At 65.4% G+C, this 15,711-nt stretch carries 17 protein-coding genes; 10 read left to right on the top strand and 7 right to left on the bottom strand.

Annotation, left to right across the window (positions count from 1 at the left end):
• Nucleotides 1-1,434, top strand: coding sequence for an NAD-dependent succinate-semialdehyde dehydrogenase (locus tag RAD16_RS18365; RefSeq protein WP_458159298.1), 1,434 nt, complete (start codon nucleotides 1-3; stop codon nucleotides 1,432-1,434).
• A gap of 262 nt (nucleotides 1,435-1,696) precedes the next feature.
• On the opposite strand, the gene RAD16_RS18360 is transcribed toward RAD16_RS18365, so the two are convergent.
• The 6 genes from RAD16_RS18360 to RAD16_RS18335 form a co-directional block, all read right to left on the bottom strand.
• Entirely contained in the window at nucleotides 1,697-2,533 is an 837-nt protein-coding gene (locus tag RAD16_RS18360) for a transporter substrate-binding domain-containing protein (protein ID WP_458159297.1), read from the bottom strand.
• Between the two features lie 65 nt (nucleotides 2,534-2,598).
• Nucleotides 2,599-3,087 carry a MaoC family dehydratase gene (locus tag RAD16_RS18355; protein WP_458159296.1) on the bottom strand — a complete coding sequence of 163 codons (489 nt, stop codon included), beginning with the start codon at nucleotides 3,085-3,087 and terminating at the stop codon, nucleotides 2,599-2,601.
• Nucleotides 3,088-3,096: 9 nt separating this feature from the next.
• The gene (locus tag RAD16_RS18350; RefSeq protein ID WP_458159295.1) at nucleotides 3,097-4,680 is read right to left on the bottom strand and encodes an acyl CoA:acetate/3-ketoacid CoA transferase; all 1,584 of its coding nucleotides are present in this window, start codon (nucleotides 4,678-4,680) and stop codon (nucleotides 3,097-3,099) included.
• A gap of 16 nt (nucleotides 4,681-4,696) precedes the next feature.
• Nucleotides 4,697-5,839: an acyl-CoA dehydrogenase family protein gene (locus tag RAD16_RS18345; protein WP_458159294.1), complete on the bottom strand. Its 1,143-nt coding sequence runs from the start codon at nucleotides 5,837-5,839 to the stop codon at nucleotides 4,697-4,699.
• Nucleotides 5,840-5,851: 12 nt separating this feature from the next.
• Entirely contained in the window at nucleotides 5,852-6,220 is a 369-nt protein-coding gene (locus RAD16_RS18340) for a tautomerase family protein (protein WP_458159293.1), read from the bottom strand.
• Nucleotides 6,221-6,223: 3 nt separating this feature from the next.
• Nucleotides 6,224-7,315 carry a LacI family DNA-binding transcriptional regulator gene (locus RAD16_RS18335; protein ID WP_458159292.1) on the bottom strand — a complete coding sequence of 364 codons (1,092 nt, stop codon included), beginning with the start codon at nucleotides 7,313-7,315 and terminating at the stop codon, nucleotides 6,224-6,226.
• A gap of 183 nt (nucleotides 7,316-7,498) precedes the next feature.
• Here RAD16_RS18335 and dapA point away from each other — a divergent pair, with 183 nt between their 5' ends.
• Entirely contained in the window at nucleotides 7,499-8,413 is a 915-nt protein-coding gene (gene dapA / locus RAD16_RS18330) for a 4-hydroxy-tetrahydrodipicolinate synthase (RefSeq protein ID WP_458159405.1), read from the top strand.
• Between the two features lie 5 nt (nucleotides 8,414-8,418).
• On the opposite strand, the gene RAD16_RS18325 is transcribed toward dapA, so the two are convergent.
• Entirely contained in the window at nucleotides 8,419-9,321 is a 903-nt protein-coding gene (locus tag RAD16_RS18325; RefSeq protein ID WP_458159291.1) for a LysR family transcriptional regulator, read from the bottom strand.
• Nucleotides 9,322-9,513: 192 nt separating this feature from the next.
• Between RAD16_RS18325 and RAD16_RS18320 the strand changes: the two genes are divergently transcribed.
• From RAD16_RS18320 to RAD16_RS18285, 8 genes are all read left to right on the top strand, one after another.
• Nucleotides 9,514-10,704, top strand: a complete 1,191-nt coding sequence (locus RAD16_RS18320) for a CaiB/BaiF CoA transferase family protein (RefSeq protein ID WP_458159290.1) — start codon at nucleotides 9,514-9,516, stop codon at nucleotides 10,702-10,704.
• Nucleotides 10,701-11,864: an acyl-CoA dehydrogenase family protein gene (locus RAD16_RS18315; RefSeq protein ID WP_458159289.1), complete on the top strand. Its 1,164-nt coding sequence runs from the start codon at nucleotides 10,701-10,703 to the stop codon at nucleotides 11,862-11,864. The genes RAD16_RS18320 and RAD16_RS18315 overlap by 4 nt, the downstream gene beginning before the upstream one ends.
• Before the next feature lie 10 nt (nucleotides 11,865-11,874).
• Complete coding sequence (locus RAD16_RS18310; protein WP_458159288.1) at nucleotides 11,875-12,282, top strand: MaoC/PaaZ C-terminal domain-containing protein; 408 nt, start codon at nucleotides 11,875-11,877, stop codon at nucleotides 12,280-12,282.
• Nucleotides 12,283-12,285: 3 nt separating this feature from the next.
• The gene (locus RAD16_RS18305; RefSeq protein WP_011086090.1) at nucleotides 12,286-12,717 is read left to right on the top strand and encodes a MaoC family dehydratase; all 432 of its coding nucleotides are present in this window, start codon (nucleotides 12,286-12,288) and stop codon (nucleotides 12,715-12,717) included.
• Nucleotides 12,714-13,667: a dihydrodipicolinate synthase family protein gene (locus RAD16_RS18300; protein ID WP_458159287.1), complete on the top strand. Its 954-nt coding sequence runs from the start codon at nucleotides 12,714-12,716 to the stop codon at nucleotides 13,665-13,667. Before RAD16_RS18305 ends, RAD16_RS18300 begins: the two co-directional genes overlap by 4 nt.
• 11 nt (nucleotides 13,668-13,678) lie before the next feature.
• Nucleotides 13,679-13,996: a hypothetical protein gene (locus tag RAD16_RS18295; protein WP_458159286.1), complete on the top strand. Its 318-nt coding sequence runs from the start codon at nucleotides 13,679-13,681 to the stop codon at nucleotides 13,994-13,996.
• A 121-nt stretch (nucleotides 13,997-14,117) separates the two neighbouring features.
• On the top strand, nucleotides 14,118-14,954 hold the full coding sequence (locus RAD16_RS18290) for an ABC transporter substrate-binding protein (protein ID WP_458159285.1): 837 nt from the start codon (nucleotides 14,118-14,120) through the stop codon (nucleotides 14,952-14,954).
• Nucleotides 14,955-14,973: 19 nt separating this feature from the next.
• Complete coding sequence (locus RAD16_RS18285) at nucleotides 14,974-15,711, top strand: amino acid ABC transporter permease (protein ID WP_458159284.1); 738 nt, start codon at nucleotides 14,974-14,976, stop codon at nucleotides 15,709-15,711.

Below are 15,711 nucleotides of genomic sequence, written 5' to 3'. Positions count from 1 at the left end.
ATGTACCCGAAAGTTCAAATGTTCATCGCCGGCGAGTGGACCGACGGCACGTCCGGCAAGTCGGAGGACATCCTCAATCCCGCCACCGGCCAGCCGATCGGCAAGACCCCGCACGCCTCCAAGGCGGACCTCGACCGCGCGCTGGAGGCCGCCAAGGCCGGTTTCGACGTCTGGCGCAAGACCTCGCCGTTCGACCGCTACAAGCTGATGCGCAAGGCCGCCGACATCATCCGCTCGCGCGCCGCCGAGATCGCGCCCGTGATGACCATGGAGCAGGGCAAGCCGGTCGTGGAAGCGCAGGGCGAGACCATGCTCGCCGGCGACCTCATCGACTGGTTCTCCGAGGAAGCCCGCCGCGCCTATGGCCGCATCGTGCCGCCGCGGATGGGCAACGTCTCCCAGCTCGTGACCAAGGAGCCGGTCGGCCCGGTCGCAGCCTTCACGCCCTGGAATTTCCCGATCAACCAGGCGGTGCGCAAGATCTCGGCCGCGCTTGCAGCCGGCTGTTCGATCATCGTCAAGGGCCCGGAAGAGACGCCTGCAAGCTGCATGGAGCTGGTGCGCGCCTATGCCGACGCCGGCATCCCGCCCGGTGTCGTCCAGCTCGTGTTCGGCGTGCCGTCGGAAGTGTCGGAATATCTCATTCCGCATCCGATCATCCGCAAGATCAGCTTCACCGGCTCGACTGCGGTCGGCAAGCATCTGGCTGCGCTCGCCGGCCTGCACATGAAGCGCGTCACCATGGAGCTCGGCGGTCACGCGCCGGCGATCGTGTTCGCGGATGCCGATCTCGACAACGCCGCGAAGATTCTGTCGGCCAACAAGTTCCGCAACGCCGGCCAGGTCTGCGTCTCGCCGACGCGCTTCCTGGTGCATGAAAGCGTCTACCAGCCCTTCGTCGACAAGTTCGTCGCGGCGGCCAAGAGCCTCAAGGTCGGCAACGGCCTCGACAAGGACACCCGCATGGGCCCGCTGGCCAACCCGCGCCGTGTCGACGCGATGGAAGGTCTGGTCTCCGACGCCGTCCAGCGCGGCGCCAAGGTGCAGGCCGGCGGCAAGCGTATCGGCAACGAAGGCTTCTTCTTCGAGCCGACCGTCATCACCGATGTGCCGCGCGATGCCCGCATCATGAACGAGGAGCCGTTCGGCCCGCTGGCGCCGATCACGTCGTTCCGCAGCTATGACGAAGTGGTGGCCGAGGCGAACCGTCTGCCTTACGGGCTTGCGGCCTATGCCTACACCACCTCGACCAAGACGATGCAGGCGATCGGCTCCGACATCGAGAGCGGCATGGTCTCGATCAACCACCACGGCCTCGCGCTGCCCGAAGTGCCGTTCGGCGGCATCAAGGATTCCGGCTACGGCTCCGAAGGTGGCCTCGAGGCGATCGAGGGGTACCTGAACACGAAGTTCGTGACGCAGGCGAGCTCGTAAGAAAAGGTAGGGTGGGTTAGGCGTTTCCTAACCCACCCTACCACTTGTGTCCGTGCAGTCGGCTACGCTCGCTATGACGATGCGGATACAGGCGCTCATATATATAACCGTCACCCTGAGGTGCCGGAGCGTAGCGGAGGCCTCGAAGGGCGACAGCCCCGCTGCGTCAGCTTGGCCGTTCATCCTTCGAGGCTCGCCCTGCGGCGCTTCGCGCCACAGAACTCGCACCTCAGGATGACGGGATCAGCGCAATCCTATTCCCTCAATTCGTCGGCCCGTCCCCGCGAATGGCGAAGGTCGTCGCCTTCAGCTTGGTCATGCCGAACTTGTCGAACAGCTTGTCGTAGGTGCCGTCGGCGCGGATCGCGGTGAGGGCGTCGGCGGCAGCCTGGGCGAGCAGCTTGTCGCGGAAGGCGAAGGTGATGTCGGTGCCGGCGATGTCGCGGACCCAGATCTTGGCGATGCCCTTCTGCTCCAGCGAGTTCGCGGTCTCGTTGATGTTGAGGGCGGCTTCGAGCTGGCCGGCGCGGAGCGCGGCCGAGGTCGCGGTCACCGTGGCGAAGGTGCGCAGCTCGACCGGCTTGAGTCCCTTGGCCTCCATCGCGGTGCTGAACTCGCGCGCCTTGCGCTCGGTGTAGGTCGCCGATTCCACGCCCACGACGCGGCCGGCGAGATCCTCGAATTTTTCCAGCTTCAAGCTGGAGGAGGGATCGGTGTAGATGCTGATCGCCTGCTGCGCGTAGGGCACGAGGTAGAGCATCTTGGAACGCTCCTCGGTCCAGAACAGGCCGGTGTTGATGGCATCGAAACGGCCTGAGCGCAGTGCCGGGATCATCGGCGGGAAGTCCATGCGCAGGAACACGGCCTCGACGCAGATGCGCTTGGCGATCTCGCGGGCGAGCTCGACATTGAGGCCCTGCAGCTCGCCCTTGTCGTCGACGAATTGCTGCGGCGGCAGCGTCGGGTTGATCGACATCTGCCATTTCGGCGCCTCGATCAGGCTCGATGCCGGCACTTTCGGCGTGCACGTCTGGGCGCCGGCCGCCTGCGTCAGGCCGATCAGAAGCGCCAGGGCGGAGAAGGTTTTGGAAAATCGCATCAAGGTACTCCTGTCAAATCGTGGGTGGCAGTTGAGCCGTCTCCGGTCCGACGTCTATTCCTGGCCTAAGTGGCAGCCGCCGCATCGCGATCGGCTTGCCGGGTCAGGATCAGCGAGATGTGGCGCGCGGCGGTCACGACCTCGTCGCGCTGGTTGAGCAGGTCGAGCGTCTCGACGACGATGCCGCGCTCTGGATTTTTGGTCGGCCGCTTCTCGACGAAGCGGAAACGCACGCGCAAGGCATCGCCGGCGACGATCGGGCCCTTGAACTTCACCTCGTCCCAGCCGAGCGAGGCGACCGAGGTCTCCTCATAGAGCTTCAGCTCCGACTTCAGCCCCTCCATCAGCGACAGGCCGAACAGGCCGTGGCCGATCACGGCCGGAAAGCCGCGCGAGCGCGCGTAGCCTGCGTCGAGATGAAGCGGATGATGGTCGCGCGTGACGTCGGCGAAGGTCGCGATGTCGGCCTCCGTCACGGTGTGCACGGCCGTCTCGAACTCCGCGCCGAGCGCGATGTCCTCGTAACGGAGATTGATCGGGGCGCTCGTGTCCATGCTGATCCCTCAGGCGACCTTGCGCGGCCGCGCCGGCAGGGCCTTGAAGCTCTGCGCAATCCCCATCGGCCCGGAGCGGAAGATGCGCGGGTCCATGTCCTTCAACTGCGGACTGATGCGCGGCCGGAAGCCCATATGGGCGAGGATGTCTTCTTCAAGTCGAACGCCCGGCGCGATCTCGGTCAAGGTCACGCTGCCGTTCTCGAGCTCGAACACGGCGCGCTCGGTGACGTAGCTGACGTGCTGGCCGCGCTGCGCGGCGAGCGAGGCGCTAAAACTGATCTGGCCGACTTGCGGCACGAATTTGCGGAAGGCGCCGTCGCGGCGGATCGCGAGGCGGCCGTTCTCGACGCCGATGTCGAGCTTGCCGCCGGTCATGGTGCCGCTGAAGATCAGCCGCTTGGCGTTCTGGGTGATATCGATGAAGCCGCCCGAGCCGTCGCGCCGCTCGCCGAAACGGGTGACGTTGACGTTGCCGGTCTCGTCCACCTCGGCGAAGGAGAGGAAGGCGCAGGACAGCCCGCCGCCGTCGTAGAAGTCGAACTGATAGGCCTGGTCGAGAATAACGCGCGGATTGATGGCGGTGCCGAACTCGCGGGCATGACCGGGCACCCCGCCGACCACGCCGGATTCCACCGTCAGCGTGATCAGGTCGGAGATGGCTTCCTCGGCGGCGACATTGGGGATCATCGCGGAAATGCCGACGCCGAGATTGACGACGTCGCGCGGGCGGAGCTCGAAGGCGGCGCGGCGGGCAATCACCCGCCGCTCGGTCAGCGGATCGGGCGTGATCATCGCGACCGGCACGCGCGTCTCGCCGCAGCGCGCCGGATCGTAGACGGTGCCGTAGGTCTGCATCTGATCGGGCTCGAGCACGACGTGGTCGATCAGGAAGCCGGGGATCTTCACCATCTGCGGATGGATCGAGCCGCGCTTCACGATGCGCTTGACCTGGCAGATCACGGTACCGCCGGCATTGTGCACGGCCTGTGCGATCGAGAGATCCTCGCGCGTCGTGCCCTCGTGCTCCATGCTGATATAGCCGTCCTCGTCGGCCGAGGTGCCGCGGATGAGCGCAACGTCGGGCGGTGCCGGAACGCGGTAGAGCAGGTACGACTGGCCGTGCAACTCCAGCAGATCGACCAGCGGCGCGGTTGTGCGCTTGTTCATGCGGCCGCCGTCCTGGCGCGGATCCATGTAGGTGTTGAGGCCGACATGGGTGAGCACGCCCGGATGCTTCGCCGCCATGGCGCGGCAGAGCTGGCTCATCACGCCTTGCGGAAAATTATAGGCGTCGATCAGCTCGTCGCGGACGAGGCGCATGAACGGCACCTGAAGTCCGAAATTGCCGCCGATCACGCGGGCGATCAGGCCTTCATGGGCGAGATGGCAGATGCCCTTCTCCGTCACGGCGCCGACGCCGGTGATGTTGATCAGCGTCAGATTGTGCGGGCCCTGGCCGCTGACGAAGCGCCGCTCCAGCGCGTCGAGGATGGACTCGGCAACGCCGGTGCCGCCATTGCCGCCGACGATCATCGTGTCGGCGTCGCGGATCAGGCCAGCGGCCTGCTCGGCCGTGATGATGCTCAGCATGGGTGCGCGTCCCGCATCACGCGGCCTCCTTCTCGACCTGGCGGGCGATGATAAGCCGCTGGATCTGGTTGGTGCCCTCGTAGATCTGGGCGAGGCGGACATCGCGGAAGATGCGCTCGATGCGGTACTCGCGCGAATAGCCGTTGCCACCGTGGATCTGCAGCGCGTTGGAGACGTGCTTCATCGCCATGTCGGTGGTGAACAGCTTTGCCTGCGCCGCTTCCTTGGCGATGGGCTCACCGGCATCGTGCAGGCGCGCGGCGTGGTGGATCAGGAGGCGCGCGGCGGCGATGTCGGTCGACATGTCCGCGAGCATGAACTGCACCGCCTGGAAGCCGATGATGGCCTGGCCGAACTGCTTGCGGTCGCGGGCGTATTTGGTGGCGTCCTCGAACGCGGCCTGCGCCATGCCGAGCGCCATCGAGGCCATCATCAGCCGGCTGAAGTTGAAATTGCTCATCGCCATCTTGAAGGCCTGGTTCTCCGGCCCCATCACGCTGTCCGCCGGCAGACGGACGTCGGAGAAGGTGATCTGGCAGTCGTCGAGGCCGTGCATGCCGAGCAGCTCCTCGTTCTTGCCGCGGGCGATGCCGGGCAGGGCGCCGTCAACCAGCAGGCACGAGATGGAGCGGTGGCCGGCGTCCGTGCCGGTGCGCGCGAACACCATGATGCGGTCGGCGACGCCGCCGAGCGTCACCCAGGCCTTGGTGCCGTTGAGCCGCCAGCCATTGCCCTCGCGCACCGCGTTGGTGCGGATGCCCGCGACGTCGGAGCCGTGGTCGGGCTCGGAGACGGCGGTGGCGGGAATGATGTCGCCGCTGAGGATCCTGGGGATCAGCTCCTTGTGCGCGTCGGTGCCGTGATGATCGAAAAAGAGTGCCGCTTCGACGGGGATAGCAAAAGCATTGGCGACCGCGCCGGAGCAGCGCGCCAGTTCCTCCATCGCGATACAGGCTGCGACCGCATCGAGCCCGGCTCCTCCGGCGCCTTCGCGCAGGCAGATGCCGAACAGGCCGAGATCGGCCATGCCCTTGTAGAGTGTGCGGTCGAACCGGTCCTCGCGGTCGATCGCGGCGGCGCGCGGCAGGATCTCGGCTTCCGCGAAGCGGCGGGCGGTGTCGCGGAGAGCCTTCTGGTCCGGGGTGTAAAAGCGATCCATGGCGTACTCCCGTCAGTCGCTGGCGAGCTTGGAATCGTGGGAGACCTCGCTACGGTCGCGATCGAGGAAGTAGACCGCGACGTCGTCGCCCGGCACGCCATAGGCGCTGCACACGCTGCGGGTCAGCGCGATGGCGGCGGCACGGCGCTCGGCCTCGCTGCGGCGGAAGGCGTGGACCTTGAGCAGGATGCGCTGGCCGGTCGCCTGCGCGCCGAACGTGCCGGCATGCGCGTAATCGTCCGCAGCAATGGGCAGGAAATAGAGCGTGACCGTGTCGGCGGTCACGCCAAACGCGGACATCAGGCCGTCGGTCACGGCCCGCGCCAGCGCGGCCTTGCGCTGGGACGGAACTTGCGGGGCGAGCACTTCGACATAGGGCATCGATCAGACCTTGGCGGATTTGGCCGCAGATGATTTGGATTTGGTGGCGGAGGGCTTGGGCTTGCCGGCCCTGCCGTTGCTTGCGGCGTCGTACTGGCGGCAGGAGTCGCGCTGCACCAGGCGCGCGCCGACGCGATATTCGCGCACGCGGTCGTTGCCGTTGCCTTTGGCATCCATGCGGTGCAGCAGCCGGTCAACGGCGAGATTGGCGAGATCGCGCGCACCGTTGTCGACGATGCTGATCGCCGGGCGATGCCATTCGAACCACGGCATGTCCTCATAGCAGAGCAGCGAGAGATCGTCGGGGATGGCGATGTTCCGCTCGGCGGTGACGCGCAGCACGCCGAGCGTCGCCTCATGGTTGGCGACGAAGATCGCGCTGGGCGGGCGGGGCAGGTCGAGCAGCTTGCGGGCGCATGTCGCGCCGGTCTCGGGCACGAAATGGCCGGCATGAATCAATGTATCGTCCTTGGCGATGCCGGCTTCGCGCAGCGCGCGGACATAGCCGGACAGCCGCTCGCGACCGGATGTGGTGTCCTGGCGGCCGACGATCAGCCCGATGCGCTTGTGCCCGAGTTCGATCAAATGGCGCGTGCCGAGATAGGCGCCTTGCGGATCGTCGGCCAGCACGGTCTCCAGATCGGTTGCGTCATCGCGCCGCACCAGGCAGACGATCGGGACGTCCTTTGCCAGCGCCTCGAGCTGAGCGCCATTCTTGCCGGTGGGAACGACGATCAATCCGTCGATGCGATGGTCGACCAGCGTGGTGAGGGTGTCGCCCTCCTGCTGTGCGTCATCGCCACCGATGCACAGAAGCATCTGATAACCCAGCGCCTTCAGGCGCGCCTGCACCACTTCGGCCATCACCTGGAACGAGGCGTTGGTGAGATTGTGCACGAGCAGCGCAACGAGCCGCGACTGCCCGGTCTTCAATCCGCGCGCGATCGGGTTCGGCCGATAGCCGAGCTCGCGCGCGATGCGCGCCAGGCGCTGTTGCGTGCGCTCACTCGTCAGCCCGGTTCCCGTCAGAGCTCGGGAAGCAGTGCTGACCGAAACGCGGGCCGCCTGTGCCACATCTTTGAGCGTGACGCTCATCAAACCTGCCGATACACTGCAAACGATTGCAAAAAGCTAAGAGCTAATTCTACGCTGATCAAGCTCAAAAAATGGATGGTGTTGCCCAATGCAGAGCCAGTCTTGCAATCGTTTGCAGAAAAGATGCGGATATTCCGCAGGCACCTGCCATCCGCTCCATTCACCTGTATTCCCGGCAGTTTCCTGATGAAGACGTTTCGCGGCACCTACACCGTCATGATCACCCCGTTCACGGCCGCCGGCGAGGTCGATGTCGCGGGCCTGCGCGCCTTCGTGGAGTGGCAGATCGAGCAGGGCATTCACGGCTTGATCCCCCTCGGTTCGACCGGCGAATTCCTGTCGCTCGACGATGACGAGAAGGCGCTCGTTGCGGAGGTCGTCATCAAGCAGGCCGCAGGGCGCGTGCCGGTTCTGATCGGCACCGGCGCGGAGGATACGCGCGAGGTGGTGCGTCTCAGTCGCCGTGCCGAAAAATTGGGCGCGGACGGCGTGATGATCATTCCGCCGTTCTATTCGACCCCGACCGACGACGAGCTCGTCCATCACTACAAGATGGTGGCGGACGCGATCTCCTTGCCGATCATGGTCTACAACAATCCGGCGACCGCCAATGTCGATCTCAAGCCACCGCTGGTGGCGCGCATCGCCGAGATCGACAACTGCCTCTATATCAAGGAGTCGACGCTGGAGGTGACGCGGGTGCGCGACATCATCCGCCTCTGCGGCGACAGGATGACTGTGTTCGGCGGCATTCTCGGCTTCGAATCCTTCGTCGAGGGCGCGCAAGGCTGGGTGGCGGTGGCCTCCAACGTGGTGCCTTCAGAGATGGCGCGCATCTTCAGCCTGGTTGCAGATCACGGTGCGATCAAGGAGGCGCGCGAGCTCTACCTGAAATATCTGCCCGTGATCGAATTCGTCGGCGGCCAGGCCTATGTCGCCGGCAGCAAGGCGCTGCTCGGCCATATGGGTCTTGCGGTTGGCCATCCGCGGCCCCCGCGGCTGCCGCTGCCCGCCGCGCAGGATGCGGCGGCGCTTGCGCTCGTCATGCGCTTCGGCTTGGCATGGCCGGTTGCGACATTATCGCGAGCGTGCGCATGACCGCGTCACTGCCGCGCCGCCGCAATCCGGGCCGCGATTTCCTCGGGCGCATGCTTGATCAGGGATTGCGTCAGCCGCTGTTGCATGCGGCCGGCCGGTACGATGGCGGATATGGTGACTTCGGTCCGCGGCTTGAACGCCACGCTTTTGAGGCGTCTGTAGCGTTTCGAGGACGCGGTCAGCTCGTCCATGATGGTGACGCCGAGCCCTTCCTCGACGAAATGTCCGGCAACGTTCATGAAGCGCACGTCGATGGCGGGCGCGAAGTTGACGGCGCTGCGGCGAAACGCCTCCTGGATCAGGCTGCTGATGCGGCTCGAGGTGCGGGCGTTGATCAGCGGCGTGTCGCGCAGATCGGTCGGGCTGACAAAGCTCAATTGCGCCAGCGGGCTGTCGGCAGGGCAGGCGCAGACCATGTCAAGCTGGGCCAGCGGCAGATAGTCCAGCGTCGGGCGCGGATGCGGCTCCATGGCGAAGCCGATGTCGACCACGCCGGTCTCGACATATTCCAGGAGATCGTCGAGCCGCTGCGTCTCCAGCGAAATCTCCACCCCGCCATGATCGCGGCTGAAGCGCGCGACCACCTGCGGCAGCAGCGATTCCGACAGCTCCGAGGTCGCAACGATCCGCATCCGGCCCTTGCGCCCGGCACGCAGATGCGCGGCCGTCTGGCTGATCAGATCCTGCATCAGGAACAGCGGCTCGGCTTCGGCGAGCAGGATCTGCGCCTCCTGCGTCGGGATCATGCGCTTGTTGACGCGGTCGAACAGCAGGAAGCCGAGCGCGGCCTCCGCATGCTTGATGGCGTTGCTGACGGCCGGCTGCGACATGCCGAGATCCTTCGCCGCCGCGACCGTCGATCGCGTGCGCATCACGGCGCGCAGGATTTCGAGCTGTCGAAGATTCATCAGGTCGATCCAGTCATGGGTGAGCGATGACAATGCGCATCATAGCTTTCGGTTATCAACCTCGTGCGGAAAATAATTGATGGCGATGTTGTCGGTCGTTCAGGCACCAGCTTACGCTCCAGGCGAAGACATCGCGCGATGGCCACAGCATTTGCGAATGCGAGAGCCCAAGCGCCAGCATGGTGTGAATGCATGAACCTGCTCGACGGCGTCAAAATCCTCAGCTTCAATCATTACCTCGCGGGACCGCTCGCCGCGCAGACGCTCGCCGATCTCGGCGCCGACGTCATCGCGGTCGAGCCGATCGAGGGCGCGTTCCAGCGCAACTGGGCGGTCGCCAATCATTTCGTCGCCGGCGACAGCGTCAATCACCTGGCGACCGGGCGCAACAAGCGCAGCATCGCTGTCGATCTCAAGCATCCCGATGGCATCGCCGCCGTGAAGAGGCTGGTCGCGACATCAGATGTCGTGATGGAGAATTTCCGGCCCGGCACCATGGCCAAGCTCGGCCTCGGCTATGAGACGCTGAAGGCGATCAACCCCGGTCTGATCTATGCGGTCGCCACCGGCTTCGGATCGGACGGTCCTTACAAGGATCGTCCCGGCCAGGACCTGCTGCTTCAGGCGATGTCGGGCCTTGCAATGCGCACCGGGCGGGCCGATGGCGAACCGACGGCGGTCGGTGCCGTCATCGTCGATCAGCATGCCGCCTCGCTCTATGCCATGAGCATTCTCGCTGCTCTGTTCGCGCGGACGAAGACCGGCAAGGGCCGGCTCGTCGAGGTCAATCTCTTTCAGGCCGCGATCGATCTCCAGGTCGAGCCGCTGACGGCCTGGCTGAACGGCGCGCCGTCGCCGACGCCGCGTGGTCCGGCCGGCATCGCCGCCTGGTTCAGTCCCGGTCCCTACGGCGTTCACGCCACGGCCGACGGCCACCTTGCAATCTCGATGGCCGCGCCCAGGGCGCTGGCGGTCGCGCTCGGCAGCGAGGAGCTGAAGCAGTTCGGGGAGGCCGACAGTTTTTCGAAGCGTGAGGAGATCACGCGGATCGTTGCGGCCCGGCTGAAGCAGAAATCAACGGCCGATTGGTTGCCTTCATTGGAAGCTGCGCGCGTCTGGCACGCGCCCGTGCAGGATTATAGCGACCTCGTGTCCGATCCGCAGCTCAACCACCTCGGCGCCTTCAAGAGTGCCGAGAGTGCCGGCGGTGCACCGATCCGGATGGTCGCTCATCCCGCGCGCTATGACGGCCGAACGCCGGAGGTGCGGCTGGTGCCGCAACGATTAGGTGCGCAGACGCGCGAGGTGCTCGGCGAGATCGGTTATGTCGCTGCCGACATTGACGCCATGATCGCCGGCAAGGCCGTGGGGGTGGCGCGATGATCGATTTTTCGCTGCCCGAGGATACCCGTCTCCTGGTCGACACCGTCCGCCGTTTCGTCGAGACGGAAGTGCAGCCGCTCGAGGACGTGGTGGAGCAGACGGCCAAGGTGCCCGCCGATGCGCTCGCGGTCACCAAGGCCAAGGCGCAGAAGCTCGGCCTTTACGCCATGAACATGCCGGCTGATGTCGGCGGCGGCGGGCTGTCCTGCGTCGAGCACTGCCTCGTCGAGGAAGAGTTCGGCAAGACCTCCGACGCCCTGATCCGCCGCGTGTTCGGCCAAGTCTATCCGATGCTGATGGCCTGCAAAGGCGATCAGGTCGAGCGCTATCTGTTGCCGACGGTGAAGGGCGACAAGATCTGCGCCATGGCGATCACCGAGCCGGGCGCGGGCTCCGACGCCGCGTCGATCAGCACCACGGCCCATCTCGATGGCGACGAATGGGTGCTCAACGGCGCCAAGCATTTCATCAGCGACGGCGACATCGCCGACTACGTGATCCTGATGGCGCTCACCGACAAGGACAAGCGGGCCCGCGGCGGCATCACGCTGTTCCTGGTCGATCGCGGCACGCCCGGCTTCAAGGTGGCGCGCACGCAGCCGATGATGGGCCATCGCGGCTACGGCCATGCCGAGCTGAGCTTCGAGGACTGCCGCATTCTGAAGGCGGCCGTGCTCGGCGAGGTCGGCGGCGGCTTCAAGCTGATCATGCAGAGTGTGCTGCAGATCCGCCTTGCCCATATCGGCGCGCGCGCCGTCGGCATGGCGCAGCGCGCGCTGGAGATGATGCGCAAGCACGCCGGCGAGCGGCGCCAGTTCGGCCAGCTGATCGGAGATTTCCAGATGGTGCAGAAGCTGATTGCGGATTCCGCGACCGAAATCTTCGGCGTCAAGATGATGGTGATGAACGCCGCCTGGGACATCGATCAGGGCAAGGACGCGCGCGACAAGGTCTCGATGATCAAGGTCGCGGCGTCCGAGATGCAGGGCCGGGTGGTCGACCGCGCCATCCAGGTGTTCGGCGGCATGGGCTTCAGCAAGGACCTGCCGCTGGAGCGCATGTATCGCGACGCCCGCGTCACCCGCATCTATGACGGCACCTCCGAAATCCACCGCATGCTGGTTGCGCGCAGCACCATCAAGAACGGCTTGCAGCTCTAGGGAACGACCGATGTCTCACACACCTCTCAATCCCGGCGCCGCCTTCGCCTTTCGCAAGACCATGACGGTCGCCGAGCAGGCCATGTTCACAGGCATCAGCGGCAATCTCGGCGGTCTCTATGTCGATGCCGTCCGCGCGAAGAAGGCGGGCGCGTCCAACATGGTGGCCTTCGAGCTCGCGGTCGGCGGTCTCGCCACGACCTGCCTCAGCCAGCTCGGCGGACCGACGCGGCGGATCGGCAGCATTGCGCTCAGCTTTGCCGCCCCTGTGATCGTCGGTGAGTCCGTCGAGGCCAGGGCCGAGATCGTCTCGGTCGCCGGCGAGGAGGCGACCTGCCGGGTCACCTGCACGCTGTCGCCATCAGGGACGACCGTGATCGACGGCACCGCGACCCTGGTTCCCTTTGCCAAGGTCTGAGCCATGTATGAGCCGAAATCCTTCGACGATCTGAAGGTGAACGACAGGGTCAGCCTGAGCAAGACCATCACGGAAGCGGATGGCGCGCTCTATATCGCTGCGACCGGCGATTTCGGCCCCGTTCATGTCGACGAGGTCTATGCCGGAGCGACGCGCTTCGGCCGACGGCTGGCGCCGGGGATCATGGTCGCGGGCCTCTGCACCAGCATCCTCACCAGCGAGCTGGTCGGCACCATCGGCGTGTCGGTGGAGGACCGCTTTTGGTTCACTGGTCCCGTGTTCTACGGCGACACGCTGACCTTCGATGTCTGGATCGCTGAGCAGCACGACGAGACCCGCACCATCATCTGGGAGGCGAGCGCCCGCAACGAGGGCGGCCTCGAAGTGCTGAAGGCGCGGGCGAGCCTGAAATTCCCACGGCGGAAACCATCATGAGCAAGCCGATGACAAAACCTGATCTGCGCGGCGTCACGGTCGCGACCGTGCTGCCCTTCAGGGACGACAGCTCGATCGACTGGGACGGCTATGCCCGGGTGCTCGACTATTGCGCCTGTCCCGACGGCATCGCGGCGGTGTTCGTCAACGGACATGCCGGCGAAGGCGGATCGCTCTCGGAGGACGAACGTCGCGCCGTGATCGAACGGACGCGCGGGCAAATCGGCCGCAAGCCGCTGCTTTCAGGCATCATCGCGCACTCCACCGCGGAAGCGATCCATCAGGCGCAGCAGGCCGAGGCGGCCGGCGTCGACTGCGCCGTGCTGTTCCCACCGGCGCCGCTCGGCGGCGGTGCATCGGCGACTTCTCGCGCGCCGGTGGCCTTCGTGCAGGCGGTCAGTTCGGCCATCGGGATTCCCGTGTCGATCTTCCAGTATCCGCTTGCTTCGGGCTTCGGCTATTCGCCGGAGACCCTCGCGAAGCTCGCAGCCCTCGATAGCGTCATCGCCATCAAGGAAGGCAGCGACACCATGCTGGCCTACGACGAGAACCGTCGCGCGGTGAAGCAGGCCGACCCGTCGGTCGCGATCCTGCCGTCGAACTTCAACTGGTTCCTGCCGCAGCTCGCTGTCGGTGGCGACGGCATCCTCTCGGGTCTCGTCAGCCTCGCGCCGCATCTGTTCGCGGCGCTCTGGCAGGCCGCGCTCGCCGACGATCTCAAGGCGATGCGCGCCGTCAACGACCGGCTCTATCCGATCGTCCGGGCGATCTACGGCCCAGCGCCGATCATGGACATGCATACGCGCATGAAGGTCGGACTGAAGGCACTCGGCCTGATCGCCAACGCCGATCCACGGCCGCCGTTGCTGCCGGTCCTTCCGGCACTGTGCGACTCCATCGCAACCACCGTCGGCGCGGCGCGCGCGGCCGGCGATATCAGGCTGGCATGAGGGACGCAGCCATGATGGACTCAGCCATGGCGGACGAAGCCTTCATCCACATCGTGCGGGTCGACATCGATCCCGAGCACGAGGCTGCGTTCAACGCCTGGTACGAGCAGCGGCATTTTCCCGATCTGCTCGCCTGTCCGGGCTGGCTGTCGGCAAAGCGTTTCGTCTCGGTCGGCGAGGGGCCGAAATACGCGGCGATGTACGAGGTCGCGGGGCGGTGGGCGTTCGAGACGCCGGAGTTTCTGAAGGTGAAGGGATTCGGCCCGTTCGCATCCCTGGTGAAGAATTTCATGCGCATCCAGCTCAAGCCGATGTCGGGACCGGCCTGAGGGATCGATGATGATGCAGCCTGTCGTGTCGAAAGATCCGGCCAGCGGCATCCAAGAACGTTGAGGGGGAAAGTCGGGCGAGGAATTGCATCGGTCATTGGCGTCTTACTGGAGGTACAACATGTTCTCGACACTGCTTCGCTTGAGTGCCGCTGCCGCGCTCGTTATCGCATCCCATGCGGCGCATGCCGCATGTACGGCGGCGATCGCCGACAGCGATCTGATCGCGCCGGGGAAATTGCAGCTCTCGATCAACCCGACCAATCCGCCGCAGCAATTCGTCGACAAGGACGGCCAGTTGCAGGGCCTCAATGTGGAACTCGCTGCCGAGCTCGGCAACCGGTTGTGTCTTCCGGTCGAACTCGTCCGGATGGATTTTCCGGCGATGATCCCGGCCATGGGCGCGGGCCGTATCGACGGCATCAACACCGGCATGTTCTGGACCGAGGAACGTTCGAAGCTGATGTACATGGTGCCTTATTCCATTCAGGCCATTTCGGTCGTGGTTGCGCCGGATAGCGGCACAAAAATTGCTACCGAGTCTGATCTGATCGGAAAAACATCCGCGGTCGAGGTCAGCACCTACCAGATGAATTGGCTCAAGAAGCTCAGCGATACGAACGTGGCGAAGGGCGGTCCGGCCATCGAGATGCGCACGTTCCCGACCGCGACCAACGTCGTCAGCGCGCTGCTCGCGGGCCAGGTCGACAACGCGCTGCTCGTCGACAGCGTGGCGCGCGATCTCGTCGGCCGCGGCCGCGTGAAGGAAGCCCTGAGCGGGCTCGGCACGGCGCGGACCACGCTTGGCTTCCGCAACAAGACGGTGGCCGATACCGTCGTCAAGGCGCTCAACGCGATGCGCGCCGACGGCTTCTATCAGACGCTGTTCGACAAGTTCGGCCTGACCAGCATGCCGGCCGACCAGCCGCTCGCGATCGCCGGCCCCGGTCCGGCCTGACACCTGTGGAGACGAGCCGATGAGCCACTTCAGTCCGACGGCCGCCGTCAGCTACTTCTTCAACTACTTCCTGATGAAGGGAGTGCTCGTCACCATCGGCTTGACGGTGGCGGCGGTCATCGGCGGATTGATCCTCGGCATGGGCATCGCGTTGATGCGCATGTCGTCCAATCCGGTCTTGTCCGGCGTCTCGCGCTTCTACATCTGGTTCTTCCGCGGCACGCCGCTGCTGATCCAGCTCGTGGTGATCTACAGCGGCCTGCCGCAGCTCGGGATCAAGTTCTCGGTGATCACCTGCGCGCTCGTCGGGCTGATCCTCAACGAAGCCGCCTATCTCGCCGAGATCGTGCGCAGCGGTTTCATGGCCGTCTCGGCGGGGCAGCGCGAAGCGGCCTGGGCGCTCAGCCTGTCGCCATGGGTGACGTTCCGTCGCGTGACCCTGCCGCAGGCGTTCCGGCTGATGATCCCGCCGCTCGGCAATTCCATCAATTCGCTGTTGAAGGCGACCTCGCTCGCCTCGGTGATCTCGGTGGAGGAACTGATGCGCCGCAGCGACATGCTGATGCAGGAGCACTTCCAGATCCTCGAAGTCTATGCCGCGGCAACGGCGTACTATTTGATCCTCACTTCGGTCTGGGATGCGATCCAGCGCCGGCTCGAGAAGCATTTTGGTCGGTCGAGCGCCGCGAAGTCCCGGCGGGTCGCGGCAAGGGCGCCGGTTGCGCAGGCACAGGCTAGCGTGGAGGCGAGGGCATGA

Source organism: Bradyrhizobium sp. 18BD, from assembly GCF_054185225.1.
This window is presented reverse-complemented; position numbering and strand designations above follow the sequence as displayed.

Excerpts from the sequence above, each read along its gene's own strand:
- RAD16_RS18365 (WP_458159298.1), top strand. The coding sequence starts at position 1 with ATGTACCCGAAAGTTCAAATGTTCATCGCCGGCGAGTGGACCGACGGC.
- RAD16_RS18360 (WP_458159297.1), bottom strand. The coding sequence starts at position 2,533 with ATGCGATTTTCCAAAACCTTCTCCGCCCTGGCGCTTCTGATCGGCCTG.
- RAD16_RS18355 (WP_458159296.1), bottom strand. The coding sequence starts at position 3,087 with ATGGACACGAGCGCCCCGATCAATCTCCGTTACGAGGACATCGCGCTC.
- RAD16_RS18350 (WP_458159295.1), bottom strand. The coding sequence starts at position 4,680 with ATGCTGAGCATCATCACGGCCGAGCAGGCCGCTGGCCTGATCCGCGAC.
- RAD16_RS18345 (WP_458159294.1), bottom strand. The coding sequence starts at position 5,839 with ATGGATCGCTTTTACACCCCGGACCAGAAGGCTCTCCGCGACACCGCC.
- RAD16_RS18340 (WP_458159293.1), bottom strand. The coding sequence starts at position 6,220 with ATGCCCTATGTCGAAGTGCTCGCCCCGCAAGTTCCGTCCCAGCGCAAG.
- RAD16_RS18335 (WP_458159292.1), bottom strand. The coding sequence starts at position 7,315 with ATGAGCGTCACGCTCAAAGATGTGGCACAGGCGGCCCGCGTTTCGGTC.
- RAD16_RS18325 (WP_458159291.1), bottom strand. The coding sequence starts at position 9,321 with ATGAATCTTCGACAGCTCGAAATCCTGCGCGCCGTGATGCGCACGCGA.
- RAD16_RS18320 (WP_458159290.1), top strand. The coding sequence starts at position 9,514 with ATGAACCTGCTCGACGGCGTCAAAATCCTCAGCTTCAATCATTACCTC.
- RAD16_RS18315 (WP_458159289.1), top strand. The coding sequence starts at position 10,701 with ATGATCGATTTTTCGCTGCCCGAGGATACCCGTCTCCTGGTCGACACC.
- RAD16_RS18310 (WP_458159288.1), top strand. The coding sequence starts at position 11,875 with ATGTCTCACACACCTCTCAATCCCGGCGCCGCCTTCGCCTTTCGCAAG.
- RAD16_RS18305 (WP_011086090.1), top strand. The coding sequence starts at position 12,286 with ATGTATGAGCCGAAATCCTTCGACGATCTGAAGGTGAACGACAGGGTC.
- RAD16_RS18300 (WP_458159287.1), top strand. The coding sequence starts at position 12,714 with ATGAGCAAGCCGATGACAAAACCTGATCTGCGCGGCGTCACGGTCGCG.
- RAD16_RS18295 (WP_458159286.1), top strand. The coding sequence starts at position 13,679 with ATGATGGACTCAGCCATGGCGGACGAAGCCTTCATCCACATCGTGCGG.
- RAD16_RS18290 (WP_458159285.1), top strand. The coding sequence starts at position 14,118 with ATGTTCTCGACACTGCTTCGCTTGAGTGCCGCTGCCGCGCTCGTTATC.
- RAD16_RS18285 (WP_458159284.1), top strand. The coding sequence starts at position 14,974 with ATGAGCCACTTCAGTCCGACGGCCGCCGTCAGCTACTTCTTCAACTAC.